Raw genomic sequence first — 25,880 nt, 5'->3', positions numbered from 1 at the left:
CCTCACCGGCCCATCTGGGAGATCTTGTCCTTGAACAGGGTGGTCGCGATCGACGCCTTGTGCGGCTGGCCCTTCATGAACGCCTCGGCGAACTTCTTCGCCTGCTCGTACGTCACCTTGCCCGGCATCGGCGGCTCGTCGGGGTTGACGTCGGCATCGACCAGCGCCGGCCCGTCGTGCGCGAGCGCCTCCCGTACGGCCTCGGCGAGGTCACGGGGGTCGCTCACCTTGCGGCCGTAGCCGCCGCACGAGCGGGCCCAGGCGGAGAAGTCGGCGGCGGGCTCGGCGAAGCGCACGCCGTGCTCGGGGTAGCCGAGCACCATCTGCTCCCAGAGGATCTGGCCCAGCGCGTTGTTGTTGTTGACGATCACCTTGATCGGCAGCCGGTGCTGGGCGGCGGTCAGGAACTCGGCCATCAGCATCGCGAAGCCGCCGTCCCCGACGAAAGCGATCACCTGCCGGCCGGGGAAGGCGTGCTGCATGGCGATCGCGTACGGCAGGCCCGGCGCCATGGTGGCGAGGTTGCCCGACAGGTAGAAGCCGCGCTCGCCGCGGATGGTCCAGTGCCGGGCCGCCCAGGTCGCGATGGTGCCCGAGTCACAGGTCAGGATCGCGTCGTCGGTGGCGGCCTCGTCCACGCAGGCCATCAGGTACTGAGGGGCGATCGGATCGCGGTCGGGCGTGCGCAGGGCGGCCATGTCGGCGCGCCAGCGGTCCATCGCCTTGGCGTACTTGGCCAGGTGCCCGCGGTCGCCGTTCCGCTCCAGCAGCGGCAGGAGCGCGGCGAGGCCCTGTTTGGCGTCGCCGATCATCGGCACCTCGGTCGGCATGCGCACGCCCGCCCTGATCGGGTCGGCCTCCAGCTGCACCACGCGGGCCTGGCCCGGCTCCGGCAGGTGCTTGGTGTAGGGGAAGTTGGTGCCGATCATGAACAGCGTGTCGCAGTCCTCGACCAGCTCCTCGCCCGGCCGGGTGCCGAGCAGGCCGATGCCGCCCACGGCGAAGGGCGAGTCGTCGGGGATGACGGCCTTGCCGGGCAGGGTCTTGATCACCGGCGCGCCGAGCACGTCGGCCACCGCCAGCACCTCGCGCCGGGCGTGCAGGGCGCCCGCGCCGGCCAGGATCGCCGGCCGCGCGGCGGCGTTCAGCACCGACGCCGCCGCCTCCAGGTCCTCCTGCCGGGGGACGCCGGGGGCGCTCAGGTAGATCGGCGCGGTGGCCGGCGGGCGGGCCGGCGCGACCCCGGGGTAGGGGTCCTCGTGGGCGTCGGCGACCTGGACGTCGTTGGGGATGGTCAGGTGGGCCACTCCGCGCCGGGCGTAGGCGGCCCTGATCGCGAGGTCGACGACGCCGGGCAGCTGCGCGGGGTTGTCGATCAGGAGGTTGTACTCGGTGACGTCCTCGTACAGGCGGTCCAGGTGGACCTCCTGCTGGTAGCCGGTGCCGAGCACGCTCGTCTCCTGCATGCCGGTGATGGCGAGGACCGGCTGGTGGTCCAGCTTGGCGTCGTACAGGCCGTTGAGCAGGTGGATGCCGCCCGGTCCCGAGGTGGCCAGGCACACCCCGATCTGACCGGTGGCCTTGGCGTGCGCGGTGGCCATGAACGCCGCCGCCTCCTCGTGGTGCACCAGCAGGAAACGGACGCGGTCACGATGGCGGCGAAGTCCCTCCATGATGCCGTTGATCCCGTCGCCCGGCAGGCCGAACACGGTGTCCACACCCCAGGCGACCAGCCGTTCTATGAGCGATTCTGCGACGATACGGGTCATGCCCGGCGTCCTGCCCTGCCTGCTGGAGCGGAATGCTGACGAATGCGGAAAGTGTTCGTCAGCCCGGGGCCAGGGCGGCGGCGGTGTTGATGACGGACACGTGGCTGTACGCCTGCGGGAAGTTGCCGGCCTGCCGGCGGAGGGTGGTGTCGTACTCCTCCGAGAGCAGCCCGACGTCGTTGCGCAGGCCGAGCAGCCGGTCGAACAGCTCGCGCGCCTCGCGGCGGCGGCCCAGCATCGCCAGCGCGTCGGCCAGCCAGAACGAGCAGGCCAGGAAGGTGCCCTCGCGGCCGGGCAGCCCGTCCACGCCCTCCTGCTGGGGCCGGTAGCGCAGCACGAAGCCGTCCTCCATCAGCTCGCGCCTGATCGCGTCCACGGTCCCCGCCACGCGCGGGTCGTCCACGGGCAGGAAACCGAGGCGCGGGATGAGCAGCAGCGCGGCGTCCAGCCCGGTCGAGCCGTAGTACTGGGTGAAGGTGTTGCGGTCGGCGTCGTAGCCGCGCGCGCACACCTCGTCGTGGATCTCCGCGCGCAGCGCCCGCCACCGGTCCACCGGCCCGCCCAGCCCGTACGTCTCCACCGCCCGCACCATCCGGTCGGCGGCCACCCAGGTGAGGATCTTGGAGTGGGTGAACTGCCGGCGCGGGCCGCGCGTCTCCCACACCCCGTTGTCGGGCCGCCGCCAGGCCCCTTCGAGATAGTCCATGATGCTCCGCTGCAGGTCCCACGCCTCCTCCTCCACGGCGAGCCCCGACCGCCTGGCGAGGTGCAGGCATTCGAGGGTCTCGCCGTAGACGTCGAGCTGGAACTGGCCGGAGGCGGCGTTGCCGACGACGACCGGGGACGAGCCGTCGAAGCCGGGCAGCCAGTCCACGGTCCACTCGGGGATGCGTCTGGCCCCCTCGACGGTGTACATGATCTGCATGTCGGCGGGGTGACCGGCGACGGCGCGGAGCAGCCAGTCCCGCCAGGCGCGGGCCTCGGCGTCGTAACCGGCCGACATGAGCGCCTGGAGGGTGAACGTGGCGTCGCGCAGCCAGCAGTAGCGGTAGTCCCAGTTGCGCGAGCCGCCGAACTGCTCGGGCAGGGAGGTGGTCGCGGCGGCGACGATCCCGCCGGTCGGCTCGTACGTGAGCGCCTTCAGCACCAGCAGGCTGTCGCGCACGGCGGAGTCGTCGTCGCTCCGGTGGTGGCACCGGCCGATCCAGTCGCGCCACATCCGCACGGTCGCGGCCAGGGACTCCCGCCCGTCCACGGCGTGCGGGCGCCGCAGCCACGAATGCTGCCAGGTCAGCACGAACGGCACCCGATCGCCCGGCCCCACCGTGAACTCCGCCGTGGTACGCCGGCTGTCCTCGTTTTGGCGCAGCGGGACGGGGGTGCGCAACCAGGCGGCGTCGGGCCCGGCCACGGCGGCCAGGAGGCCGTGCTCGTGGCGCAGCCAGGGCTCGTCGCGCCCGTAGTCGAAACGCAGCGCCAGCTCCATGCTCATCTCGACCCGGCCTCGTACGCCCTCGACGATGCGGACCACGTCGGGCGCCTGACCGCGCGGCGGCATGAAGTCCAAAATCCGCACCGCGCCGCCGTCACGCTCCCACGTGCTCTCCAGGACCAGCGTGCCGTCCAGGTAGCGGCGGGAGGAGCAGGGACCCGCTCCGGCCGGGGCCAGCAGCCACCGGCCCGCGCCGGGATCGGCGAGCAGGGCGGCGAAACAGGCGGGAGAGTCGAAGCGCGGCAGGCACAGCCAGTCGACGGAGCCGTCCCTGCCGACCAGGGCGGCGGTCTGCATGTCTCCGATGAGGGCGTAGTCCTCGATCCTCCGCATCTCCCCGTCACCTCCGGCTTCACGCTGTGCGGTACGGCTGAGCGGCGTCGGCGCGCAGCGTCAGGCCGTGGCCCGGCCCCCCGGTGACCGGACCGGCCAGCCCGCCGCTGGGGTCGGCGGCCCCGTCGAACAGCTCGGCCTCGATGCGCTGGTGGTCGTGGAACCACTCGATGTGCCGCAGGTTCGGGGTGGCGGCGGCGGCCGGCAGGTGCAGGTTGGGCGCGCAGTGCGCGGAGACCTCCAGGTTGTGCCCGGCCGCGATCGCGCAGGCGGCGAACCAGCCGGTGTAGCCGCCGCAGCGGGTCGCGTCCGCCTGGAGGCAGTCCACCGCCTCCGCCTGGCACATCCGGGTGAAGTACGCGGGGTCGCCGCCGTACTCGCCCGCGGCCACGTCGGCGCTGATCCGCTGCCTGACCAGCCGCAGGCCGGCCAGGTCGTCGGAGGAGACCGGCTCCTCGAACCAGCGCACGTCGTGCTCGCGCATCCGCTCGGCCTGCCGGACGGCCTGCTTGGCGGTGTAGCCGCCGTTGGCGTCGACGTACAGCTCGGCGTCGTCGCCGATGACCCGCCGGGCCAGGGCCACCCGGCGCAGGTCCCTGGCGGGTCTGGTGCCGGACGACTCCCCTATCTTGATCTTGACGCGGCCGATGCCCAGATCGTGGACCCAGTGGGTGAGCTGGGCGGCGGTCGTGTCGTCGTCGTAGGTGGTGAAGCCGCCCGACCCGTACAGCGGGACCCGCTCGCGGGCCGGCCCGAACAGCCCGGCCAGCGACGTCCCCAGCAGCCGCGCCTTCAGATCCCACAGGGCGACGTCGAGGGCGGAGACGGCGTACCCGGCGAGGCCGGGCCGCCCGGCGTTGCGCACCTGGCGGACCAGGGCGTCCCAGATCGCCGGGATCGCCAGGGCGTCCCTGCCCTCGACCACCTTCGCCAGCGCCTCGCCGATGAACCCGGCCGCGGCGGCGGGCGCGTACGTCCAGCCCGTCCCCGTCATGCCCTCGGCGTGGACCTCGGCGACGACCAGCGTCGTGGCGTCCCAGGCGAGCGTCCCGTCCCCTTCGGGCTGGTCGGTCGGCACCCGGTAGGCCGCGGCGGTCACTCGCTCGATCCTGCTCATGTGATGGGCTTCTACCCCGTCCGACCTCGGCAAACGAGGTCAGAAGATGGCGTCGAAGGCACCCCAGTTGTTGCCGATCGCGTCACCGGTCCCCGCCTTGAACCCGCCGCTGCCGTTGCCGAGGTAGAGGTGAAGGTCCTTCGTGGCGGAGTTACGGACGATCACGTCAGCCTTACCGTCACCGCTGAAGTCACCGGGCGAGAAGATGACGTCGAACGCCCCCCAGTTGTTGCCGATCGCGTCACCGGTCCCCGCCTTGAAGCCGCCGCTGCCGTTGCCGAGGTAGAGGTGAAGGTCCTTCGTGCTGGAGTGGCGGGCGATGACATCGGCCTTCCCATCGCCGTTGAAGTCGCCCGGCGAGAAGATGGTGTCGAAGGCGCCCCAGTTGTTGCCGATGGCTGCGCCTGTCCCCGCCTTGAAGCCCCCGCTGCCGTTGCCGAGGTAGAGGTGCAGGTCCTTCGTGGCGGAGTTGCGGGCGATGACATCGGCCTTACCATCGCCGTTGAAATCGCCCGGCGAGAAGATGACGTCGAACGCACCCCAGTTGTTACCGATCGCATCACCCGTCCCCGCCTTGAACCCACCACTGCCGTTGCCCAGGTAGAGGTGCAGATCCTTCGTCGTGGAGTTGCGGGCGATGACATCGGCCTTACCATCGCCGTTGAAATCGCCCGGCGAGAAGATGACGTCGAACGCACCCCAGTTGTTACCGATCGCATCACCCGTCCCCGCCTTGAAGCCCCCGCTCCCGTTCCCGAGATACAGATGCAGGTCCTTCGTGGCGGCGTTGCGGGCGATCACGTCCGCCTTCCCGTCGCCGCTGAAGTCGGGCTTCGAGAGCGCGTCCACGATGATCTGGGCGTCGGCGGCCTGCACCTGGTAGCGGTCCGGGTAGGCGGACACCTGGACCGCCTGGCACACCTCACCGACGGGAGCCGTCTTCCAGCTGTCGCCGGGGTAGAGCCTGATCATCTTGTCGAGGAAGGCGTTGGTGGCCCACGTCGGGTTGAGGCGCTGGGCGCTCGTCCCCCAGGAGGCGCGCTGCTGGAACAGGCCGAGGCTGTCGTGGTCGACCTCCTCGCTGATGTTCTGGATGCTGGACTCCACGATGGTCGTGGCGATGGCGATCACCGCGGCTCGGGGAGCCAGGCCGCGGTCGCGTACGGCCTTGACCACCATCCGGGCGCAGGAGACCCGGTAGGCGGACATGTAGCCGCGCATCTTGGCGTTGAGTGTGCTGTTGAGCTGGGTGGCCAGAGCCGCGTCGGCCGAGGTGGTGCCGTTGGGGTCGCAGGCGGCGAGCTGGTAGGCGGCGTTGAGGCGCACGGCCGGCTCGGGTTCGGCCGCCATCGCGGGGTACGCCGATAAGCCGAGGACGGTGATGACGGCCGCGGCCGTCATGCCGAGAGGGGTTTTGCGCATGACAGTCCTCCAAGGGAAGTGGGGTTCGGGTCAGAAGATGGTGTCGAAGGCGCCCCAGTTGTTGCCGATCGCGTCACCGGTCCCCGCCTTGAAGCCCCCGCTGCCGTTGCCCAGGTAGAGGTGCAGATCCTTCGTCGTGGAGTTACGGACGATCACGTCCGCCTTACCGTCACCGCTGAAGTCGCCCGGCGAGAAGATGGTGTCGAAGGCACCCCAGTTGTTGCCGATCGCGTCACCGGTCCCCGCCTTGAAGCCCCCGCTGCCATTGCCCAGGTAGAGGTGAAGGTCCTTCGTCGTGGAGTTACGGACGATCACGTCCGCCTTACCGTCACCGCTGAAGTCGCCCGGCGAGAAGATGACGTCGAACGCACCCCAGTTGTTACCGATCGCATCACCGGTCCCCGCCTTGAAGCCCCCACTCCCGTTCCCGAGGTAGAGATGCAGGTCCTTCGTGGCGGAGTTACGGGCGATGACATCGGCCTTCCCGTCACCGTTGAAATCGCCCGGCGAGAAGATGACGTCGAACGCACCCCAGTTGTTGCCAATCGCATCACCCGTCCCCGCCTTGAACCCACCACTCCCGTTCCCGAGGTAGAGATGCAGATCCTTCGTCGTGGAGTTACGGGCGATGACATCGGCCTTCCCGTCACCGTTGAAATCGCCCGGCGAGAAGATGACGTCGAACGCACCCCAGTTGTTACCGATCGCATCACCCGTCCCCGCCTTGAACCCGCCACTCCCGTTCCCGAGATACAGATGCAGGTCCTTCGTCGTGGAGTTACGGGCGATGACATCGGCCTTACCGTCACCGCTGAAGTCGGTCGCCGAGGACCCCTGGCCGCAGTTGTTGCTGGTGACGTTGCGCCAGGTCTGGCCGTTGGCCGAGCCGTAGGTGACGCCGTTGAAGGTCGGCCTGACCCGTTCTGAGCCCGCGTACCCCCAGGTCGCCGACCCGCTGCCGTCGGCGTCGTAGCCGAGCTCGAAGTGCAGGTGGGGATGTCCGTTGCTGGTCGGGCCGGTCGCGCCGACCCGGCCGATCGACGATCCCATCTGCACCTTCGCGCCGGCCGAGACGCTGCGGGACTGCAGGTGCAGGTACGTGGTGAAGTAGCCGCCCCCGTGGTCGATCTGGATCACGTTCCCGGCGTTGCTGTGGTAGAAGGACTGGTTCACCGTGCCGGCGGCCGGCGCGACGAGAAGTGCGCCGTCGGTTCCCTGCTGGTCGGGTTCCCGCACCATGTCGAGCGCGGGAGCGTGCGCCCAGGTGTCCAGCCGCCACTGCTGGCCGCAGGGGAAGGGGAGCTGGAGGTTGGGGGCGGCCATCGCCGGGGTCGCCGCGGCGACCAGGCCGAAGGCGGCGATGAGCGAGGTGGTGACGGCAGCTCTCATGGGCGTGTTTCTGAACATGGCATTCCTCCTGGCGCGGATCAGACGCTCCTCATCGAATCCCGCGACAGGGAAGCGGACCAGGACGTTCGACCTGACGTTCGTCCTGACGCCCGCCTCAGGTGGCCGGCGCGGCGCCTTCCTGCATGCCGAGCCGGCGGGCGAGCTCGGCCGCGGCGGGCGCTTCCAGCGCCTGGTAGATCTGGTACGCCTGCATGAGCAGCTCCCGCGCGGCGGGATCGCCCTGCTGCTCGCCGGCGTCCGCGAGGGCCACGAGCGTGCGCGCCTGGAGAGCGGGGACCTGCTCGTCGACCCAATACCGCAGGGACCGGCGGAGGCGCGCGGTGGCTTCAGGGTTGCCCTGGCGGGCCTCGATCTCGCCCAGGCTCAGCTCGGTGAGCGCCAGCCCCCAGCGGTGTCCCTGTTCGCGGAACAGCGCGGCGGCGGCGGTCAGCGCCTGTTGCACCTCCTCAAGCCGGTGCGGCTCGTGCGCCAGCGCCTCGCCCAGCACGCGCAGGCTCTGCGCGGTGCCGATGAGGTCGCCGACCTGCTCGAAGATCGCGGCGGCCTCGCGGGCCGCCGCCTGCGCCTGCCGGGGCCGGTCGCAGGCCCGGAGCGCGCCGGAGAGGCCCCGCAGCGCGTACGCCTCGGTGAACCGCGCGCCGCACGAGCGGGCGATGCTGAGCGCGGAGGTGATGACGTCGACCGCCTCGGCCGTGTCGCCCCGTTCGCGCAGCACGAATCCGAGGCTCGTGAGCGCGAGGGCCCTGGCGAGCGGCAGGTCGGCCTGTCCCAGCCGTTCGGCGGCCGTACGCAGCTCGGCCTCCGCCTCCTGGACCCGGCCGACGAGGCTCAGCATGAAGCCGATCTCCTTGCCGGCCAGGGCGACGCCGGCCAGGTCGCCGGTCTCTTCCGCCAGCGTCCGCGCGGCGTTCAGCGCCGACATGGCGGCCTTCGGGTCGTCGAGCTCGATGAGGCAGCTGCCGAGCCCGCGCAGCATCGTCGCCTCGCCCGCGCGGTCGCCGGCGCGCCGGCAGGCGGCCTGCGCCGCGCTCACGGCCCGCCGCCAGTCGTCGTAGTAGCCCCGCAGCTCGTAGAAGTCGGCGCTGCAACCGGCCAGGCAGCGCGCGGTCGCGGCGAGACCCGCCTCCGCGCAGGCCGACACCAGCACGGCCAGCGCCTCCCGCTCGGCCTCGAACCACTCGACGGGCCGGTCGGCGACGGCGGCGGCGGCCCGCTGGTCGGTGACGGCCGCCGGATGGTCCCTGTCGTCGAGGTGGAAGCGCAGGCAGTCGAGGTGGTCCTGCGCGTGCCTGGCCAGGGCCAGCCAGCCGGTGGCGGCGCGGGCCAGCGCGGCGGTCCACTCGGATTGGGGAACTGCGGCTTCGCGCCGCTCGCGGGCGTACAGCCGGGTGATGTCGTGGAAGCGGTAGCGCGGCTGGCCGGCCCGGTCGGAGCCGAGCGCCTCCAGCAGCCGCGAGTCGAGCAGCTCTTCGAGCACGGCGGTTCCCGCGGCGGGATCGGCGCCCAGCAGGGCGGCCACCGCCCATTCGGGGAAGGACGGCACCCCCAGCTCGCCGAGCAGCGCGAACGCCCGGGCGGCCGTGGGGGTGAGCCCTTCGTGGGCGAGGTGCAGCCCCGGGCGTACGGCCAGGTCGCCGTGGCGCAGCTCGTTGAGCCGCCTGCGTTCGTCGGCCAGTCGCTCGTTGAGCGCCTCGACGCTCCAGTGCGGACGCGCGGCCAGCCGTGCCCCGGCGATCCGTACGGCCAGGGGCAGCCCGCCGCATGCCGAGACCAGCTCGACGGCCGCCGCGGGCTCCGCCCGTACGCGTTCTTCGCCGGCCACCTGGGAGAGCAGCCGGACGGCCGTCGGGCCGGACAGCGGCCGCAGGTCGATGGAGGTCACGCCGGGCAGGCCGGTCAGGGGTAATCGGCTGGTGACCATCATGGCGACGCCCTTGGCCGGCAGGAGCTGCTCCACCTGGCGGTACCCGCCGGCGTCGTCGACGACGAGGAGCACCCGCTGGACGGCCAGCCGGTCCCGGAACAGCGCGGCGCGGGCGTCCACGCCCACGGGCAGGGCCGAGCCGTCCACACCGAGCGCCCGCAGCCACTGGGCCAGCACCTCGGCGGGGTCAACGGGGTCGGCGGTGCCGCCGCGCAGCGTCGCGTAGAGCTGCCCGTCGGGGAACCACGACGCGAACCGATGTCCCGCGTGCACGGCCAGGGCCGTCTTGCCGACGCCGGGCGGCCCGGAGAGCACTGCCAGCCTCGCGTTGTGGTTGCCCGGGTCGAGGACCGAGGCCAGGAGGGCGAGCTCGTCGTCGCGGCCGACGAAGTCGGGGGCGTCCGCGGGGAGCTGCCTGCACGTCGAGCCGGCGTCGGGGACGCTCTCGCCCGCGGGGTCGCGGTCCGTCCGGCCGGCGCGGCTCGCCCAGAACAGCGTGTGACCGGCCGCGATGAACTCCTCCCGCTCCTCGCCGTCCAGGTCCAGCGCCGTGGCCAGTTGCTCCAGCGAGCGGGGGCGCGGGCTGCGGCCGCGGCCCCGTTCGAGTTCGGCGACCGAGCGGGAGCTGATGCCCGCACGCTCGGCGAGCGCTTCTTGGGTGAGCCGGCGGCGGAGCCGATGGGATCGAAGCAGCACGCCGAACGCGTCCCCCACGTCTTGCGCCTCCCGTGTTGGCGTCTGTGAGGGTCCACACCATATGTCGTGATCAACGTCCGGCTCAATGTCCGCTCCAACGTCGGGGTGAACGTCATGGTGCGGTGATCGCGGGTCGGCTTTGCTGAGGACGGCCGGGCCGGGCAGGGCGTCCGGCCGGACAGAAGGAGGGTCCCTGTGAAGGGAAGCATCGTGGCGGCGCTCGCCGCCGGGGTCGTGCTGTGCGGCCTGCAGGCGCCGGCCCGCGCGGACACGCCCACGCTCTTCGGCGCCTCCGTCCATCAGTCGCCGGGGCAGACGTTCGCGGCGGCGCTGGCGGGCACCGACGCCGCGTACGGCACTCCCCCGGCGCTGCGGGTCTTCTACTCCGGCGCCCCGGGGGCGTGGACCGACGCCAAGCTCAACACTCCGGGCCGGGCGACCATCGTGTCGTTCAAGTACCCGCCGAAGGACGTGCTGGCGGGCAAGCACGACGCGTATCTGCGCGCGTGGTTCGCGAGCGCGCCGCGCGACCGGGACGTCTTCTGGTGCTTCTACCACGAACCCGAGAACGAGATCCAGGACGGGCTGTTCACCGCGGCGGACTACAAGGCGGCGTGGAGACGCATCGACGGCCTCGCCGACGAGGCCCGCAACGCCCGGCTGTCCGCCACCACGATCCTCATGGACTGGACGCTCAGCCCGAGCAGCGGCCGGCGCTGGCAGGACTACTACCCCGGCTCCTCGTACGTCGACGTCATGGCCTGGGACGTGTACGGCTTCGACGAGGCGAAGTCCGAGACGATGGCCGCGCACGACGCGAGCCGTCCGGGCCTGGAGGTCGCCCGGTCGCAGGGCAAGCCGTACGCCGTCGCGGAGCTCGGCGTGCGGGACCACGCCAATCGTCCCGCGATGCTCAGGGACATCGCGAAATGGACGCGGAACACGGCCGACGCCCGCTTCGTCACGTACTTCGACGCGTACGGCTGGCCGGAGTACGCCCTGAACGGCGACGACGCGAGCGTCCAGGCGTGGCGCGGCGCGGTGACCGGCACGCTGTTCGCCGGCACTCCGGCGCTGACCACGTCCGCCGGTCCGGCGGCGCCGACCTCGACCTCCATCGAGTGGACGACCCTGGTGGACCCCGCCCAGAAGAGCGGGTGGGTGTCGTGCGCGTCGTGGACTCCCGCGACCGGCGGCAATTTCTCCGAGGGACCGCGCCGCCACGTCACCGGCAATCCCGAGACGGTCACGTGCACGAGAGGGGGTCTCCTGCCGAACACGGCCTACCGTGCCCGGCTCAAGTGGTGGGACGCCGAGACCGGCGGAACGCTGCTCCACACCAGCAACACCGTCGACCAGACGACCGCCCCGGCATAGCGACGAGTTCTCCGGTCAGCGCTTCTTGGCGTTCCGCCGTCCCAGGACGAACACGATCGTGCCTATCGAGGCGAACACCACGCCCAGCCCACCGGTGATCACCGGGGCCAGGTAGGCCGACCAGAACGTGGAGATCCGCGCGTCGGACGGGTCGTCGGGGTCGTAGGCGACCGGCACGCCCTCGCCTTGCCTGTAGGCCGGGGGGTTGTTGCCGGTGGAGCTCTGGAACGAGTACCGCCTGCCGTCGACGGTGAACTCCACGGTCGGGTACCACGTGGTGCTGCGGCGCGTATAGCCGTCGGAATCCCGCGACGTGGTGGTTCGCGGGGTCAGCCCGGTCACGGTGCCCTCCGTCCGCTGGGCCGAGGCCAGGAAGCTCGCCGTGGAGGCGGCCAGCGCGAGCGTGACGCCGAGCAGGATCAGGCCGACCAGGGCGAAGATCGCGCCGATGAGGGTGAGGGGCCGTCCGTTGTGCATGGGACGAGTGTCCCAATACGTACGGTCAGGCGTGGGAGCGGGCGGCGGCGGCGACGCGCTGGATGGCGCGGACGGCGAGGTCGGGCTGGTCGAGGTAGATGTAGTGCGCGCTCTTCGCGGCCGTGCTCAGCTTGGCGCGCTTGGACAGGGCGAGCCACTTGCGCTGGCCGGCGGACCACGCCCGCTCCAGGCGGGGGCCGTACTGGGGGACGCCGGCCGCGAGGTACTGCTTGCCGTGCTGGACGACCTCCACGGGGATGTTCCCGGCGGAACGCACCTTGCCGTCGGCGATGATCAGCTTCTCCGGGTTGGCGCCCTGGAAGACGGCGAGGTTCTGCGCACGCATCTCGGCCGCCGCGCCCTTCGCGGACGCCGGGATGGCCTTCTTGACGTCGGCGAGCATCGTCGGCGACGTGGCGTCCAGCAGCACCACGCCCTTGACCCGGTCGCGGTGCTCGGGGGCGTACCTGGCGGCGATCAGGCCGCCGAGCGAGTGCCCGGCGAGCACCACCGGCCGGTCGCCGGCGACCCGGTCGAGCACCCCGGTGAGGGTCTTGCCGACGGCGGCGAAGTCCTGCTGCCCGGCGGGGGCGTCGCTCGCGCCGGCGCCGAGCCGGTCGTAGGAGCAGACCCGGTTCCGGCCGCTCAGGGTCTTCTGGAGCGGGGCCAGCTTGTCCAGCCCGTCGCCCATCCCGGCCAGCAGGACGATGACCGGCGCGCCCTTCGCCGAACGGCCCGAGCAGGACACGTTCACCGACCGGCCGCCGACCTTGATCTTCTGCGGGCCCGAGGAGGTGGCGAAGGGGTCCCAGTTCTCCAGGGAGGTGTTCGCCATCGGGTCCCATTCGGCGGCCGAGGCCGCCGACGCGGCCGGGGCGCCGGCGATCCCCACACCGACGACGGTGCAGCACAGGGCGGCCACGGCGGTTGCCTTGAACGTGCGGAGCATGCTGTTCTCCAGGTGATCTCGGGGAGCGGTCCGAACCGCTGCTGTCACACCGAGAACGTTAGGGAACGGGCGCCCCCGGGTCGTCACCGCACGGTGGACATCCGCCGGTAGCTCTCACGGGGGACAGCCGGCCGGCGGGCTCTAGTCGGGGATGGCGGCCAGGTCGAGGGTGACGGCCAGGTCGCGGAGGCACTCCTCGAAGACGGGCTCGGCGTCGGTGTAGGCGAAGTCGAGCTGGTGCAGGACCTCCATGCACAGCAGGCCGTACAGCCTGATCCAGCAGGACAGGAAGACGTGCGCGGCTTCGGGCGGGAGCCGCCCGTCGATGGACTCGGAGTAGGCGATCAGCTGCTCGCGCTGGGACGCGGGCAGGGCGGCGAGGTCCGGCACCGGGAACCCCCGCGTCCGCCACAGCTCGGCGACCAGGTCGAGCAGGACGTACTCGAACCGGAGTGCGGCCTGGTGGCGGCTGGAGTCGGGCCGCCGGTCCGGCGGGGCGACCGGGTTGGCGAAGATCCAGCCGAACTCGGCGGGATGGGCGACGGCCCAGGCGCGCATCGCGCGGCAGGCGGCCAGCAGGCGCTTGCCGGTCGGCGCGTCGGCGCGGGAGTCGCGGCCCTGCTCGACGGCGGCGGTCAGCTCGCGGAAGAAGCCCGCGGTCACCGCGCCGACCAGCTCGTCGTGGCCGGAGTAGTAGTGGTAGAGGGCCGGGCCGCTCATGCCGACCTGCCTGGCGACCGCGTTGACGGTCACGGCGGCCGAGCCCTGCTCGACCAGCAGCTTGCGGGCGGCCGCGTGGATCTCCTCCAGCGTGGCCCGGCGCAGCCTCTCCCGCCTGTTGCCGGTCTGTCGTGACCCGGTCTCTTGAGACATCGTCGCTCCTCCTGCCGTGACTCCGTTGACATCTTATGGCATCTATGTTTCCTTAATGACTCTAAACAACTTAGAGGCAGTAAGGAGCGGGACGTGCTGCGCGACCATCTGTCAGGCAAGTACGCCAGGGAGGCCACCGTCACCGTCACCGAGCAGGTGACGCCCGCCGTCCGCCGGATCCGGCTGGAGACGGACCGGCCCGTCGAGTTCCCCTACACCCCCGGCCAGCACATCAGGATCCAGCTCATGGACCCGCTGTCGGTGCCGGGAATCCTCCGGCCGGGAGAGACGCTGCGGACGTACACGATCTGGGACCTGGACGCCGGCAGGACCGGCATCGAGCTGCGCGTCCACCTGTACGACGGCGACGGCATCGGGCTGCGATGGGCGCGGAAGGCCGCGCCCGGGGAGCGGGTGACGTTCTGGTGGCCGCAGGGCGACTTCTTCACGCGCGAGGCGGCCTACCACGTGTTCGTCGGGGAGGAGACGGCCGCCGCCGCGTTCGGGCCGATGCTCCGGGCGCTGGACGCCGCCGCCGAGGTGCACGGGGTGCTGGAGAGCGAGGCCCCCGAGCACGACCTGCCCATGCCGGACGTCGCCCGGCGGGTGCGCCGCGTCCACCGCCGCGGCGCGCCCGCCGCCGCGTCGGCGGTGCTGCTCGGCGCCGTGGCCGAGCTCGACCTGCCCGGCAACGCCGGCGCCGCGTACGTGGCCGGGGAGGCGAGGACCTGCCGCCTCGTCCGCGACTACCTGGTACGCGAGCGCAACTGGCCACGGACCTCGATCAAGGTCAAGCCGTTCTGGACCCCGGGCAAGCGGGGCCTGCACTGACCGTCAGCCGGCCTCCTCCCGCTGGCTCAGCACGCTGGACAGGAACGCCCTGGTCCGTTCGTGGCCGGGGTTGGCGACCAGCTCGGCGGGCGGGCCGCTCTCGACCACGACGCCGTCGGCGAAGAACGTCAGCCGGTCGCCGACCTCCCTGGCGAAGGCGATCTCGTGGGTGACCACGACCATGGTCATGCCGTCGGCGGCGAGACCGCGCATGACCTCCAGCACCTCGTCCACCAGCTCGGGGTCCAGCGCCGACGTGGGCTCGTCGAACAGCATCAGCTCGGGGCTCATCGCCAGCGCCCTCGCGATGGCGACGCGCTGCTGCTGGCCGCCGGAGAGCTGGTGGGGCCGCTTGTGGGCGTGCTCGGCGAGGCCCACCCGCTCCAGGTGCTCCATCGCCGACCTCCGCGCCCGCTCGGCGGGCAGGCCGAGGACGTGGACGGGCGCGCAGGCCACGTTCTCCAGCGCGCTCTGGTGGGCGAACAGGTTGAAACGCTGGAACACCATGCCGATCCTGCGGCGGAAGGCGGCGAACTCCTTGGGGGACCACGGCCGGTAGCGCCCCCCGTGGAGGCGGTGGCCGACCTCCTCGCCGAGCACCCGCAGGCTGCCGCCGAGCACCGGCTCCAGCCCGTTGACGCAGCGCAGGAAGGTCGACTTGCCCGATCCCGACGGCCCGATGACGCAGCTCACCTCGCCGGGCGCGACGGCGAAGTCCACGCCGTTGAGCACCTGCGTGTCGCCGTAGCTCATGCGCACGCCCGTGGCGTGCACGACCGGGGTCACGCCGCCGCCTTGGACAGGAGCCGGACGCTCCGCCCGCCGCGGACCAGCCGTACGGCGTCGGCGCCGAAGCGCCGCTCCAGCCTGCTCTGCAGGAAGGTCGCGATGGCGGTCATGAGCATGTACCACAGGCTGGCCACGATCAGCAGCTCCATGATCAGGTTGTTGGCCTTGTAGATCTGGCTGGCGTTCGTCATCAGGTCGTGCCCGGCGACCACGTACACCAGCGAGGTCGTCTTCAGCATGGAGATGAACTCGTTGCCGGTCGGCGGGATGATGATGCGCAGCGCCTGCGGCAGCACGATCACCCGCATGCGCTTGGCCGGGGTCATGCCGAGCGCGTACGCCGCCTCCGTCTGCCCCTTGTCCACGGCCTGGATGCCGGCGCGCACGGTCTCGGCGAAGTACGCCGCCAGGTTCAGCCCGAGCCCCAGCATGGCCGCGGTGAAGCCGGTCATCACCTCGTTCGTGTCCCACTTGACGCCGATCATGGTGAACGGGATCTTGAGCACCAGCTCGGGGAACAGGAACGCCAGGTTGTACCAGAAGATGAGCTGCACCAGCACCGGCGTGCCGCGGAAGAACCAGATGTAGAGCGTGGCGAGCCCGCTCAGCACCGGGTTGTGCGACAGCCGCAGGATCGCCATCCCCACGCCCAGCACCAGCCCGAGCACGGTCGCCAGCACCGAGATCTCGATGGTGACCCAGATGCCGTCCAGGATGCGGTCGTTGAACAGGTATTCGGCGACCTTGTCCCAGTGCAGGCGCGGGTTCACTACCATCACGTAGACCAGCCAGCCGGCGACCGCGATCGCGACGGCCGCGGCCGCGAGCCGGCCCCAGTGCCGGGTCCTGACGACCGGGATGCGCTCTCCGGAGGGCCCGGTGAAGGGTTCCGTGCGCATGCTCACTTACCGCCGTTGATCACCGCGGACTGGACGGCCAGCTTGTCCAGGTTCCACGCGGCCAGCAGCTTGCCGTACTCGCCGCTCGCGATCAGGGAGTCGAGCGCGCCCTTCACCGAGTCGATGAGCTGCTGGTTGTCCGGCTTCATGCCGATGCCCCACGGGCTCTCGGTGCCCTCCAGGGCGAGGGCCTCGATGTCCAGCTTGGGGTCGTCCAGCTTGTACGCCGCCACCACGTAGTCGGTGATGGTGGCCTGCGCCCGCCCGCCGGTGACCTGGAGCATGGCCTCCTGGTCGCCGGGGAACTTCAGCAGGTTCACCGGCTTCTTGCCGGACTTGTCGCAGTCGGCGGAGTACTGCTCGGCCAGCTCCATCGACGAGCCGTTGTCGACCACGGAGACCGTCTTGCCGCACAGGTCGGCCGGGCCGTTGATCCCTTCCGGGTTGCCCTTCTTGACGATCATGCCGGCGCCGGCCTGCACGTAGTCGACGAACGTGACCTGCTTCTGCCGCTCCGGCGAGTCGGTCATGGAGGAGATCACGAAGTCGTACCGGCCGGTCAGCACGCCGGGGATCTGCGAGTTGAACTCCTCGTCGGTGATCGTCACCTTGACGCCGAGCTTCCTCGCGATGGCCCTGGCCAGCGCCGGGTCGAAGCCGATCGCCGTCTTGCCGTCGCTCGCGTACAGCTCCATGGGCGGGTAGCCGATCGAGCTGACCACCTTCAGCCCGTCGGACTTGAGCTTCGCGGGCACCTTGGCGGCCAGGCTCTCGTCCGGCGTGATGGCGTTGATGACGTCGGCGGCCTTCTCCTCGGCGGGCGCCTGGTCCAGCGTGACCGCGGGCGCGCCGCCCCCGGACTCGGTCCCGGTCGAGCCTTCGTCCAGGGACTGGGCGCCACAGGCCGTGGTGGCGGCCAGCAACGCGCCGGCGGCCAGGACGGTGATGGTACGGATCTTCACGTGGGGGGCTCCTTCTCAGAGGCGCTGCCAGCGGACTTCGCCGCCGACGACGGTGGTGAGGACCTGGGTGCGGAGCACGGCCTCCGGCGCTTCCAGGTAGGGGTCGGTGTCCACGGCGATGAAGTCGGCGAGCATACCGGGGGCCAGGACGCCCTTGCGGTCGCTCTCACCGGCCGCGTACGCGGCGCCGAGCGTGTGCGCGGTGATCGCCTCCGCCATGCTCAGCCGCTGCTCGGGCTGCCAGCCGCCGGCCGGGGTGCCGTCCTCGCGGGTACGGGTGACGGCGGCGTACAGCGCGGCCCACGGGTTCGGGCTCTCCACCGGCGCGTCCGAGCCGAAGGCCAGCGCGACCCCGGCGTTGAGCATGCCGCGCCAGGCGTAGGAGGCCAGGTCGTGCCCGGCGAGCAGCGAATCGACCAGCGCGATGTCCGTGGTGCAGTGCACCGGCTGCATCGAGGCGACGACGCCGAGCCTGGCCATTCTGGTCAGGTCCTCGGGGCGCAGGTGCTGGGCGTGCTCGATGCGGTGCCTCAGGCCGGGGGTGGGCCCGATCTGCTCGTACGCGTCGAGGACCAGCCGGTTGGCGCGGTCGCCGATGGCGTGGGTGGCGACCGCGATCCCGGCCGCCGCCGCGGTGCTGAAGATCCGGACGAGGTCTTCGTACGGAGTGACCGCGATGCCGGTGTTGTCGTGCTCGCCGGCGAAAGCCTGGTGCATGTGGCAGGTGTGCGAGCCGAGCGCGCCGTCGCTGAACACCTTGACCGGCCCGGTACGGAACCAGTCGTCGCCCTGGCCGGTGCGCCGGCCCTCGGCGATGGCCGCCTCCAGGTGGACCGTGGGGATCGCCTTGTGCACGCGGATCTTCAGCTCGCCGGCCTCGCGCAGCTCCAGGTAGGCGGCGCGGCAGTCCTCGCCGTCGATGTCGTGCACGCTGGTCAGGCCGAACGCGAGCAGCTCCTCCTGCCCGGCGCGCAGCCGGTCGCGCAGGTCGCCGGTGACCATGAGGGCGCGCAGCGGGTACGACGCCGACTCGCGCAGGATGCCGGTGGGCTCGCCGTCGGCGTACCTGACGATCTCGCCGCCGACCGGGTCGGGGGTGGTGGCGTCGATCCCGGCCATCCGCAGGGCGGCGGAGTTGGCCCAGACGGTGTGGCCGTCCACGTTGGGCAGCGCCACGGGCAGGTCGGGGCAGACCGAGTCGAGGGCGTAGCGGTCGGGCTGGACGGGCGGGTTCCAGATGTTGCTGTTCCACCGGCCGCCGAACAGCCATCCGCCCGGCCGCAGCCGCGCGGCGTGCTCGGCCACCGTGGCCAGGGCCTCGTCCAGGGAGCGCACGTCGCGCAGGTCGACGCCGCCGAGGCTCTGGGCGTACTGGGCGGTGTGGATGTGGGCGTCGTACAGGCCGGGCAGGACGGCCGCGCCGTCGAGGTCCACCAGCTCGGCTCCCGGGCCCGCGGCCTCGCGCACCTCGGCCTCGGAGCCCACGGCGACGATCAGCTCGCCGTCCACGGCCATGGCCTGGGCGACGGGCCGGCCGGTGTCTCCCGTGCCGCCGGTGCGGATGGAGGCGTTGCGAAATACGCGCATGCTCTTGGATCTTCCAGGGGTTTCGAGGAGTGGTCCGACTGACTGTAGGGGTGGCGAAAACAAGGTCGGAAGCGCTATAACCAGGACATTTAGCGCGGCTCAGAGCAAGGAACGCTTATGCTGAAGCCAGAACATCTCCGCACGCTGCGTGAGGTCGTGCGGCTGGGATCCTTCGCCGCGGCGGCCAACCGGCTCGGCTACACCTCCTCCGCCGTCTCCCAGCAGATGGCCTCGCTGGAGCGGGAGACCGGGGTGCGGCTGTTCGAGCGCTTCGCCCACAGCGTGCTGCCGACCAGCGCCGCCGAGGTGCTGGCCAGGCAGTCCGAGACCCTGCTCGCCGACATCGAGCGCATGGTGGCGACGGTCAGGGAGGTGCACAGGAACAGCGAGCCGCAGGTCCGCCTGGGCGTCTTCCCCAGCATCTGCGACCTGCTGTCGAGCGTGCTGCGGGACCTGGAGCCGGAGGAGCGGTCCGGCATCCGGCTGTCGGTGGCCGAGCCCTCGCAGCTCATCGCGCGGCTGGGCGCGGGCGGCGAGATGGACGCGGCGATCGTCTACCAGGTGGGCAACTCGGGCCTGTCCTGGCCGTCCACGCTGTCGAGGCGGTGGGTCGCCGAGGACCGCTACCGGCTCGTCCTGCCACGGACCTGGCCCGACCTGTCACCGCACCGGGCCGAGCAGCTCGTGGACCTGCCGTGGATCATGCACCATCCGGGCAGCAGCGACGCCACGCTCTTCGAGGCCATGCTCGGCCACTGGAAGCTGCATCCGCGCGTGGTCTGCCACTCCGACGACTTCAAGGTCACCCTCTCGCTGATCGGCGCGGGCCTCGGCGCGGCCCTCATCCCGGACCTCGCGCTCCGCGACCACAGCCCGGACGTCGTCGTGGTCGACCTGCCCTGGCTGAACATCAGCCGCAGCATCTTCACCCTCGTCCGCCCCGAACGCGAGAGCGCCCGCCTGCAGACGCTGCTGGACAAGCTGGCGTTCTGAGGCGGGCGATCCGGACGGCCTTACCTGGCGAGTGACTCCTCGGGGGTCCGCCGTGTGGACAGCGCCCAGCGGCCCGGGCCGAGGACGGCGATGAGCAGGAAACCCCAGCAGAAAAGGGCGGCTTTCTCGCCGCCGTTCTCGATGGGGAACAACGCCTGCGGCTGGTGCACGACGAAGTAGGCGTACGCCATGGTGCCCGAGCAGATGACGGCGGCGGCCCGCGTGGCCACGCCGAGCAGGACCATGGTGCCGGCGACGAGCTCGATGGCGGCGGCCCACCAGCCCGGCCATTCCGCGAAGGCCGGCGCCGGGCCGCCCTGCGGGCCGCCGAGGACGCCGAAGAGGGTGGCCGCGCCGTGGCAGGCGAACAGCAGCCCCAGCACGATCCGATAGAGGGCCAGGAAAAGGTCCTGATGCTGCTTGAACAGGGATTCCATGAAGGCGTCCTTTCACGAAATGGGAGCGCTTCCAGAAGAGTCAAGAATGCGGCTTCACCACGTCAACTCTGGTCAGTCAGGTAGATCGGCCGGGAAAAGCAGAAAGAGGGCGTTCACTTGGTTCGACGCCATTCCGATAAACATTTCGAGATGGTGAAAATTTCAACCGTCTGCCGTGGGACGGGCCCGTACGATCGCCACCGGGCAGGGCGCCTGCCGCAGCAGGCCCGAGGCCACGGAGCCGAACCGCCCGTGCGGGCTCCCGACCACCACCAGGGTCGCCTCGGCGACGGCCGCGACCGTCTCGGCCGCCCGCGCGTTCGCGACGCGGAGCTCGACGGCGAGGCCGGGATGCCGGCTCCGCCAGGGCGCGACCGTGGCGGCGAGCCAGTCCTCCGAGGCCTCCTGGAGGGACATCGGGTCGAGCGCCGGGTACGTCATCCCCGCCCACGCCACCGGTGGCTGGTGCCAGGCGTGCACGACGAGCAGCGGCAGGCGCCGCATGGCCGCCTCCTCGCAGGCGAAGCCGAGCACGGCGTCGGCCTTGCCGTCGTCGGCCACGCCGGCCACGATCGGGCCGGGGTCCGGGGTGCGCGGCAACGCGCCCCTGCCGCGTACGACGATGACCGGGCAGCGGGCGTGGGCCGCCGCGTGGCTCGCCACGGAGCCGATGACCGCCCGCGCCATGCCGCGCAGCCCGCGCGAGCCGAGCACGATCAGCTCGGCCTGCCCCGACAGCTCCTCCAGGCGCTCGGTCGGCGAGCCCTCGTACAGGTCGCCCCGCACGTCGAGCCCGCCGGCGCCGGTCCGCGCGCAGTCGGCGCCGTGCCACAGCACGTGCTCGGCGGCGCGGCGGAGCGAGTCGCGGCCCCCCGGGTCGCCCTCGCCGTACGGCCACTGCCAGGCGTGGCAGACGGTCAGGGGAAGCCTGCGCAGCTCGGCCTCGTCCATCGCCCAGTCCAGGGCCTGCATGGAGTGGTCGGAGCCGTCGTAGCCGACGAGCACGCCCAATGACTGTTCCACGGTCCCCACTGTGCGCGGACGGTGGCGGGGTGGCGCGAGGACACGGGGACCGCCTCTCGAAAGCTTGCCCATTCCGTGGCCGCCCTTGGTCCGCGCGCCAGTTCGGTTTTATGCGAGGTTTATCCGGAAGTGGGGCAAGATGCCGTTGTGGCTCCTGCCACGGCTTTTGTCGGAAGGGGACACGGGGGTGAAGGGCTGAGCACAGCGCGCATGGGAGTAGTCAACAAGGGTTTCAAACGACGGGCACGGCTCCTGCGCGAGGCGCTACGCCCCCCACGGCAGCTCACCGGCCCGCTCACTGGCACCGCGCCGGGCGCCACGGGACCGCAGGTCCGGCGCCCCCCGAAGCGGACACAGATCGTCGACTACGCCGTTCCGACCATGCCGCGCCTGGTGCGCTCGCCCGTCTTCCTCATCGCCCCGGTGCGCTCCGGCTCCACGCTGCTGCGCATGCTGCTGAACGCCCACTCCCGCGTCCGCGCCCCGCACGAGCTGCACCTGCGCACCGTCGGCGTACGGCTCACCCCCGGCTTCTCCGAGGCCGCCATGCTGGAGCTCGGGCTCGACCAGGTGGAGCTGGAGCACGTGATCTGGGACCGCATCCTGCACCTGGAGCTGCTGCGGAGCGGCAAGGACGTCGTGGTCGACAAGACGCCGGGCAACGTCTTCGTCTGGGAGCGGCTGAAGTACGCCTGGCCGCACGCCAGATTCCTGTTCCTGCTGCGCCACCCGATGGGCGTGGTCTCGTCGCTGGAGAACCGCAAGGAGAACACCGCCTCCAGGGAGGCGCTGGAAGCCACCGCGTGCAAGTACTTCAAGCCCCTGGAGCAGGCCCGCCGCACCCTCGGCGGCCTGACCGTGCGCTACGAGGACCTGACCGCGCAGCCGGAACGGGTCACCCGGGAGGTCTGCGCGTACCTGGGCGTGGAGTGGGAGCCCGCCATGCTGGCGTACGGCGAGCGCAACCAGGAGCAGTTCGTGCCGAACCTGGGCGACCGCAGCGACAACATCAAGTCGGGCCGCGTCCAGGCCGCCCGCACCTTCACCGGAGCGGACGGCCTGTCCCCCAAGCTCGCCGAGTACGCCGCCGCGTGGGGCTACTCATGACAGCGTGAGCGGCAGGGTCGCCGTGACGGTGGTGCCGCCCTCCGGACCCGAGGTGATGACGCAGGTGCCGCCGATCTCGGCGGCCCGCTCGCGCATCGAGGTCAGCCCGACCCCCGGCGACGGTTCCTCGGGCAGCCCCACGCCGTCGTCGGCGACCGTCACCAGCAGCACGCCGTCGCCGCGGTCCAGCGTGACCACGATCCGGCTCGCGCGGGCGTGCCGGCGGGCGTTGGTGAGCGCCTCCTGGACGATGCGGTACGCGGCCGTCTCGACCCCGGCGGGCAGCTCGCCCAGGGGCTCCCCCGGCATGCGGATCCGCACCCGGGGACCCGGGGTGGCGCGGGCGAACTTGCGCAGCGCCCCGGGCAGGCCCAGCTCCTCCAGCGCGGGCGGGCGCAGGCCGTCCACCAGCTCGCGGACCGAGCCCAGCGTGGCCGTCATCTCCTCCCTGAACCGGACCAGCAGCTCCTCCACCGAGTCAGGATCGCGTTCGAGGCGGCGGCGGGCCTCGTCCAGGGTCATGGTGACGCTGGTCAGGCTGGGGCCGAGGCCGTCGTGCAGCTCGCGGCCGAGGCGGCGGCGCTCCTCGTCGCGGGTGGCGGTGATGCGCTCGCGCGAGTCGTGCAGGTCGGTGCTGAGGCGTACCGCGTGGGCCAGCTCGGCCAGGTGCTTGGCCATGACGCGGAGCTGCTGCCGGCTCTGCCGGCCGCCGGCGAGCAGCAGGCGACCGGCGTGCTCGCCCTGCCAGACCAGCTCGATCTCGCGCGGCCGGGCGCCCAGCTCGCCGTCCGCGAACGACACCGCGGGCTCCCCCGCCACCCGTACGCCCGCGCCCCGCGCGCCCAGCGTGGTGCGCACGATCGACAGCGCCTCGGCCAGCGCGGCGGCCGGGTCGCCGGCCCGCTGCACGGCGCGGCTGAGCAGGTCGGCCGCCCGGTACGGATCGCGCTCGACGTTGAAGAGCCGGTCCACCGAGCGTTGCAGGCGCAGCCGTACGGGGTGGAAGACCGCGGCCGTGGCGAGGGCGGCGGCCAGCCCGGCGACCGCCCCGTAGTCGCCCGCGACGCTGTTGGCCGCCCAGATGAGCCCCGAGTACGTGAGGCCCGCGACGACGGCGAGCGTGCCGTACACGAGGGTGCGGTCGAGGATGAGGCGGATGCCGTAGAGCTGGTGGCGCAGCGCCGAGGCCACGACGGCGATGGGGATGCCGGCCGTCAGGAAGATGCGCAGGCCGATCACGACCGGATCCTCCGACCCCTGGCTGCCCACCCAGTAGCCCATGAAGATCACCATCGCCCAGAGGTACCAGGCGATCTGCCGGCGCACCTCGGGCGTGGCCGCCCGGTACCTGAAGCCCAGCGAGGCGACGCTCAGCAGGCTGAGCAGGATCATGGGGAGCCCGATCCACTCCTCGACGACCTCGGGGATCCGGCCCAGCGCCGGCACCCCGAACGGGTTCTCGATCGGCAGCCCCAGCTCGAACTCGGGGTCGGGGCTCAGCCCGAGCAGCAGCGAGTGACCGACCATGAGGACGAGATGGCCGTAGAGCACCGGCCGCCACCGCTTCGAGGGCAGCCGGCCGTCGGGGAAGAGCAGCGGCATGATCCCGGAGAACGTCGGCACCACCAGGAGCCACAGCCAGAGGGACGGCCAGGCGAGGTACGGCGTCAGCGGGCCGGGCGCGTACGTGTGGGTCCACGCGGTCAGCGCGAACAGCAGCAGGTAGACCGCCCAGAGCACGCCCGTGCCCCAGAGCAGCCACGGGAACAGCAGCCGCGGCCGGTGCGTGACCAGGAAGGCCCCGGCCGCCGGGAACAGCAGCCCGACCGGGTCGGGGCCGCCGTCGAGCTCGTTCCAGCCGGTTAGCTGCGCGCCGAGGACGCTGGTGACGATCGTGGCGACGGGCGCGGCCACCGCCAGGGTCCACACGACGACGAGCAGCGCCCGGCGCGTGGCCGGTGTGCTTCCGTTGGCGGTTGTCACGCGGGCTCCTTGACCGGAAGTTCCACCACGACCTCGGTGCCGCCGCCGGGGCGGGTGTCGTGCTCGTACGTGCCGCCCAGCTCCTCGGCGCGGTGCCGCAGCCGGGTGGCGCCCTCGCGGCGCTGCTCGGGCAGGCCGATGCCGTCGTCGGCCACCGACAGGCAGAGGCCGCCCGGCCGCCGCTCCACCCGGATCAGCGCGGTGGTGGCGCGGGCGTGCCTGCGCACGCCGGCCACCGCCTCGTGCGCGATCCGGTACGCGGCCACCTCCACGGCGGCGGGCAGGTCGCCGAGCGGACCGGACACCGCGACGTCCACGCGCGGCCCCGGGGTGTCGGCCAGCGTGCGGAGCGCGCCCTCCAGGCCCAGCTCGCCGAGGTCGGTGCCGTCGAGCGCGGGCGGGCGCAGGCCGTACACCAGCTCGCGCACCTCCACGATGGCCTCGGTCATGCGCCGGCGCATCCTGGTCAGCAGCGGATCGACCGCCTCGGGTCCGCCGGCCAGGCTGATCCGCGCCTCGTCCGCGCTCAGCGCCAGCTCGGTGAGGGTCGGGCCGAGGCCGGCGTAGAGGTCGCGGCGGAGCTTGTGCCGCTCCTCCTCGCGGGTGAGGAGCATGCGCTCGCGGGAGCGCCGCAGGTCGGCGCTGAGTCGTACGGCGTGGGCGACCTCGGCGAGCTGGCGGGCCAGCATGTCCAGCAGGGCGGGGTCGGCGGGCTCGCCGGCCACCAGGAGCCAGCCCATCGAGGTGCCCTGCCACTCCAGCCGCAGCACCGTCGGGCTCGCGCCCACCTCACCGTCGGCGACCGTGCGCGAGCGCCCGCCGGGCAGCACCACCTCGACCGCGACGCCGGGGGCGCGCAACGCCCTGCGGGACGCGGCGACGGCGGAGGCCAGCGCCTCGGCCGGCCCCGGAGCCTCCTGCACCCGCCGGTTGACCCGGTCGGCCAGCCGGTACGGATCCCGCTCGATCCCGAACACCCGGTCCGCAGCCCCCTGCAGCCCCACCCGCACCGGATGGAACAGCGCGCCCGCGACCAGCGCCGCCACCAGCCCCGCCGAGGAGGTGAGCGGCCGGCCGAGCGCGATGATGCCGAAGTAGACCGCGCCGACGACGGCGGTGAGCGTCAGGTAGACCAGCGCGCGGTTGAGCAGGACGAGCGCGAGGCGGCTCCGCCGCATGCCGGAGAGAACCGCCACCCGCACGAGCAGCGGTCCCGCCACTCTCAGCAGCATGAGCTTGATGGTCATGTGTCGCGCACATCATAAATCGCACGATTCACCGCGTCTCCGGCACGCATGGCCCCATGATTGTGGCGACGCCTTGCGTAGCGGTTGCGGCCCGCCAAAATCGGGCGACTCGCCCTCAGGAGTGAGCGGCAGGATCGCTCCCACCGGCGATGTCCCCGGCCCCCTCCGCCGAGCACGATGAGC

At 72.0% G+C, this 25,880-nt stretch carries 21 protein-coding genes; 4 read left to right on the top strand and 17 right to left on the bottom strand.

The window, feature by feature from the left end; all coding sequences use genetic code 11:
* Nucleotides 1–2 precede the first annotated feature (2 nt).
* The 6 genes from AC27IY_RS48090 to AC27IY_RS48065 all read right to left on the bottom strand — a co-directional run bounded on the left by AC27IY_RS48090 (nt 3) and on the right by AC27IY_RS48065 (nt 10,181).
* A complete protein-coding gene (locus AC27IY_RS48090; RefSeq protein ID WP_487182004.1) occupies nt 3–1,769 on the bottom strand; it encodes a thiamine pyrophosphate-dependent enzyme in 1,767 nt (588 codons plus the stop codon).
* 58 nt (nt 1,770–1,827) lie between these two features.
* Complete coding sequence (locus AC27IY_RS48085; protein ID WP_487182003.1) at nt 1,828–3,594, bottom strand: glycoside hydrolase family 15 protein; 1,767 nt, start codon at nt 3,592–3,594, stop codon at nt 1,828–1,830.
* Nucleotides 3,595–3,613: 19 nt separating this feature from the next.
* A complete protein-coding gene (locus tag AC27IY_RS48080; protein WP_423451504.1) occupies nt 3,614–4,711 on the bottom strand; it encodes an enolase C-terminal domain-like protein in 1,098 nt (365 codons plus the stop codon).
* Between the two features lie 39 nt (nt 4,712–4,750).
* Nucleotides 4,751–6,133 (bottom strand): FG-GAP repeat domain-containing protein, encoded by a 1,383-nt coding sequence (locus tag AC27IY_RS48075; protein WP_487182002.1) that lies wholly within the window; start codon nt 6,131–6,133, stop codon nt 4,751–4,753.
* A gap of 30 nt (nt 6,134–6,163) precedes the next feature.
* Nucleotides 6,164–7,540 (bottom strand): VCBS repeat domain-containing M23 family metallopeptidase, encoded by a 1,377-nt coding sequence (locus tag AC27IY_RS48070; RefSeq protein WP_487182001.1) that lies wholly within the window; start codon nt 7,538–7,540, stop codon nt 6,164–6,166.
* Nucleotides 7,541–7,637: 97 nt separating this feature from the next.
* On the bottom strand, nt 7,638–10,181 hold the full coding sequence (locus AC27IY_RS48065; RefSeq protein WP_487182000.1) for an ATP-binding protein: 2,544 nt from the start codon (nt 10,179–10,181) through the stop codon (nt 7,638–7,640).
* A gap of 177 nt (nt 10,182–10,358) precedes the next feature.
* Here AC27IY_RS48065 and AC27IY_RS48060 point away from each other — a divergent pair, with 177 nt between their 5' ends.
* Complete coding sequence (locus AC27IY_RS48060) at nt 10,359–11,540, top strand: glycoside hydrolase family 26 protein (RefSeq protein WP_487181999.1); 1,182 nt, start codon at nt 10,359–10,361, stop codon at nt 11,538–11,540.
* Between the two features lie 15 nt (nt 11,541–11,555).
* Here the strand turns inward: AC27IY_RS48060 and AC27IY_RS48055 are convergent, their stop codons facing one another.
* The 3 genes from AC27IY_RS48055 to AC27IY_RS48045 all read right to left on the bottom strand — a co-directional run bounded on the left by AC27IY_RS48055 (nt 11,556) and on the right by AC27IY_RS48045 (nt 13,839).
* Nucleotides 11,556–12,017, bottom strand: coding sequence for a DUF3592 domain-containing protein (locus AC27IY_RS48055; protein ID WP_487181998.1), 462 nt, complete (start codon nt 12,015–12,017; stop codon nt 11,556–11,558).
* Nucleotides 12,018–12,042: 25 nt separating this feature from the next.
* Nucleotides 12,043–12,966 (bottom strand): alpha/beta fold hydrolase, encoded by a 924-nt coding sequence (locus AC27IY_RS48050; RefSeq protein WP_449947471.1) that lies wholly within the window; start codon nt 12,964–12,966, stop codon nt 12,043–12,045.
* Between the two features lie 141 nt (nt 12,967–13,107).
* Nucleotides 13,108–13,839, bottom strand: coding sequence for a TetR/AcrR family transcriptional regulator (locus tag AC27IY_RS48045; RefSeq protein ID WP_487181997.1), 732 nt, complete (start codon nt 13,837–13,839; stop codon nt 13,108–13,110).
* Nucleotides 13,840–13,932: 93 nt separating this feature from the next.
* On the opposite strand from AC27IY_RS48045, the gene AC27IY_RS48040 reads away from it, so the two are divergent.
* The gene (locus tag AC27IY_RS48040) at nt 13,933–14,670 is read left to right on the top strand and encodes a siderophore-interacting protein (RefSeq protein WP_423451512.1); all 738 of its coding nucleotides are present in this window, start codon (nt 13,933–13,935) and stop codon (nt 14,668–14,670) included.
* Between the two features lie 3 nt (nt 14,671–14,673).
* On the opposite strand, the gene AC27IY_RS48035 is transcribed toward AC27IY_RS48040, so the two are convergent.
* The 4 genes from AC27IY_RS48035 to AC27IY_RS48020 are packed head-to-tail and all read right to left on the bottom strand — an operon-like array spanning nt 14,674 to nt 18,907.
* The gene (locus tag AC27IY_RS48035; protein WP_364457261.1) at nt 14,674–15,423 is read right to left on the bottom strand and encodes an amino acid ABC transporter ATP-binding protein; all 750 of its coding nucleotides are present in this window, start codon (nt 15,421–15,423) and stop codon (nt 14,674–14,676) included.
* A 29-nt stretch (nt 15,424–15,452) separates the two neighbouring features.
* Nucleotides 15,453–16,358, bottom strand: coding sequence for an amino acid ABC transporter permease (locus AC27IY_RS48030; protein WP_344208735.1), 906 nt, complete (start codon nt 16,356–16,358; stop codon nt 15,453–15,455).
* A 2-nt stretch (nt 16,359–16,360) separates the two neighbouring features.
* Nucleotides 16,361–17,320, bottom strand: coding sequence for an ABC transporter substrate-binding protein (locus tag AC27IY_RS48025; protein WP_423451513.1), 960 nt, complete (start codon nt 17,318–17,320; stop codon nt 16,361–16,363).
* Nucleotides 17,321–17,335: 15 nt separating this feature from the next.
* Nucleotides 17,336–18,907, bottom strand: a complete 1,572-nt coding sequence (locus tag AC27IY_RS48020; RefSeq protein ID WP_423451514.1) for an amidohydrolase — start codon at nt 18,905–18,907, stop codon at nt 17,336–17,338.
* 117 nt (nt 18,908–19,024) lie between these two features.
* Here AC27IY_RS48020 and AC27IY_RS48015 point away from each other — a divergent pair, with 117 nt between their 5' ends.
* The gene (locus AC27IY_RS48015; RefSeq protein WP_344208741.1) at nt 19,025–19,900 is read left to right on the top strand and encodes a LysR family transcriptional regulator; all 876 of its coding nucleotides are present in this window, start codon (nt 19,025–19,027) and stop codon (nt 19,898–19,900) included.
* A gap of 20 nt (nt 19,901–19,920) precedes the next feature.
* Here the strand turns inward: AC27IY_RS48015 and AC27IY_RS48010 are convergent, their stop codons facing one another.
* Together AC27IY_RS48010 and AC27IY_RS48005 are read right to left on the bottom strand one after the other, a co-directional pair.
* The gene (locus tag AC27IY_RS48010; protein WP_487181996.1) at nt 19,921–20,337 is read right to left on the bottom strand and encodes a DoxX family protein; all 417 of its coding nucleotides are present in this window, start codon (nt 20,335–20,337) and stop codon (nt 19,921–19,923) included.
* Nucleotides 20,338–20,499: 162 nt separating this feature from the next.
* A complete protein-coding gene (locus AC27IY_RS48005) occupies nt 20,500–21,360 on the bottom strand; it encodes a universal stress protein (RefSeq protein WP_449947489.1) in 861 nt (286 codons plus the stop codon).
* 210 nt (nt 21,361–21,570) lie between these two features.
* Here AC27IY_RS48005 and AC27IY_RS48000 point away from each other — a divergent pair, with 210 nt between their 5' ends.
* On the top strand, nt 21,571–22,467 hold the full coding sequence (locus tag AC27IY_RS48000; protein WP_487181994.1) for a sulfotransferase family protein: 897 nt from the start codon (nt 21,571–21,573) through the stop codon (nt 22,465–22,467).
* Here the strand turns inward: AC27IY_RS48000 and AC27IY_RS47995 are convergent.
* Together AC27IY_RS47995 and AC27IY_RS47990 are read right to left on the bottom strand one after the other, a co-directional pair.
* Nucleotides 22,462–24,450: a sensor histidine kinase gene (locus AC27IY_RS47995; RefSeq protein ID WP_487181993.1), complete on the bottom strand. Its 1,989-nt coding sequence runs from the start codon at nt 24,448–24,450 to the stop codon at nt 22,462–22,464. The genes AC27IY_RS48000 and AC27IY_RS47995 overlap by 6 nt on opposite strands.
* Nucleotides 24,447–25,697: a sensor histidine kinase gene (locus AC27IY_RS47990; protein ID WP_344208751.1), complete on the bottom strand. Its 1,251-nt coding sequence runs from the start codon at nt 25,695–25,697 to the stop codon at nt 24,447–24,449. Before AC27IY_RS47990 ends, AC27IY_RS47995 begins: the two co-directional genes overlap by 4 nt.
* Nucleotides 25,698–25,880 lie beyond the last annotated feature (183 nt).

Source organism: Nonomuraea sp. B208 (assembly GCF_057536035.1).
Note: the sequence above shows the minus strand (reverse complement) of the source record. Positions and strands in the feature narration are given on the sequence as shown.

What these genes read in the sequence shown, in the direction of transcription:
- AC27IY_RS48090 (WP_487182004.1), bottom strand. Translation starts at nt 1,769, where the DNA reads ATGACCCGTATCGTCGCAGAATCGCTCATAGAACGGCTGGTCGCCTGG.
- AC27IY_RS48035 (WP_364457261.1), bottom strand. Translation starts at nt 15,423, where the DNA reads ATGAGCTACGGCGACACGCAGGTGCTCAACGGCGTGGACTTCGCCGTC.
- AC27IY_RS48085 (WP_487182003.1), bottom strand. Translation starts at nt 3,594, where the DNA reads ATGCGGAGGATCGAGGACTACGCCCTCATCGGAGACATGCAGACCGCC.
- AC27IY_RS48030 (WP_344208735.1), bottom strand. Translation starts at nt 16,358, where the DNA reads ATGCGCACGGAACCCTTCACCGGGCCCTCCGGAGAGCGCATCCCGGTC.
- AC27IY_RS48070 (WP_487182001.1), bottom strand. Translation starts at nt 7,540, where the DNA reads ATGTTCAGAAACACGCCCATGAGAGCTGCCGTCACCACCTCGCTCATC.
- AC27IY_RS47990 (WP_344208751.1), bottom strand. Translation starts at nt 25,697, where the DNA reads ATGACCATCAAGCTCATGCTGCTGAGAGTGGCGGGACCGCTGCTCGTG.
- AC27IY_RS48050 (WP_449947471.1), bottom strand. Translation starts at nt 12,966, where the DNA reads ATGCTCCGCACGTTCAAGGCAACCGCCGTGGCCGCCCTGTGCTGCACC.
- AC27IY_RS48015 (WP_344208741.1), top strand. Translation starts at nt 19,025, where the DNA reads ATGCTGAAGCCAGAACATCTCCGCACGCTGCGTGAGGTCGTGCGGCTG.
- AC27IY_RS48000 (WP_487181994.1), top strand. Translation starts at nt 21,571, where the DNA reads ATGGGAGTAGTCAACAAGGGTTTCAAACGACGGGCACGGCTCCTGCGC.
- AC27IY_RS48075 (WP_487182002.1), bottom strand. Translation starts at nt 6,133, where the DNA reads ATGCGCAAAACCCCTCTCGGCATGACGGCCGCGGCCGTCATCACCGTC.
- AC27IY_RS48080 (WP_423451504.1), bottom strand. Translation starts at nt 4,711, where the DNA reads ATGAGCAGGATCGAGCGAGTGACCGCCGCGGCCTACCGGGTGCCGACC.
- AC27IY_RS48055 (WP_487181998.1), bottom strand. Translation starts at nt 12,017, where the DNA reads ATGCACAACGGACGGCCCCTCACCCTCATCGGCGCGATCTTCGCCCTG.
- AC27IY_RS48010 (WP_487181996.1), bottom strand. Translation starts at nt 20,337, where the DNA reads ATGGAATCCCTGTTCAAGCAGCATCAGGACCTTTTCCTGGCCCTCTAT.
- AC27IY_RS48045 (WP_487181997.1), bottom strand. Translation starts at nt 13,839, where the DNA reads ATGTCTCAAGAGACCGGGTCACGACAGACCGGCAACAGGCGGGAGAGG.
- AC27IY_RS48020 (WP_423451514.1), bottom strand. Translation starts at nt 18,907, where the DNA reads ATGCGCGTATTTCGCAACGCCTCCATCCGCACCGGCGGCACGGGAGAC.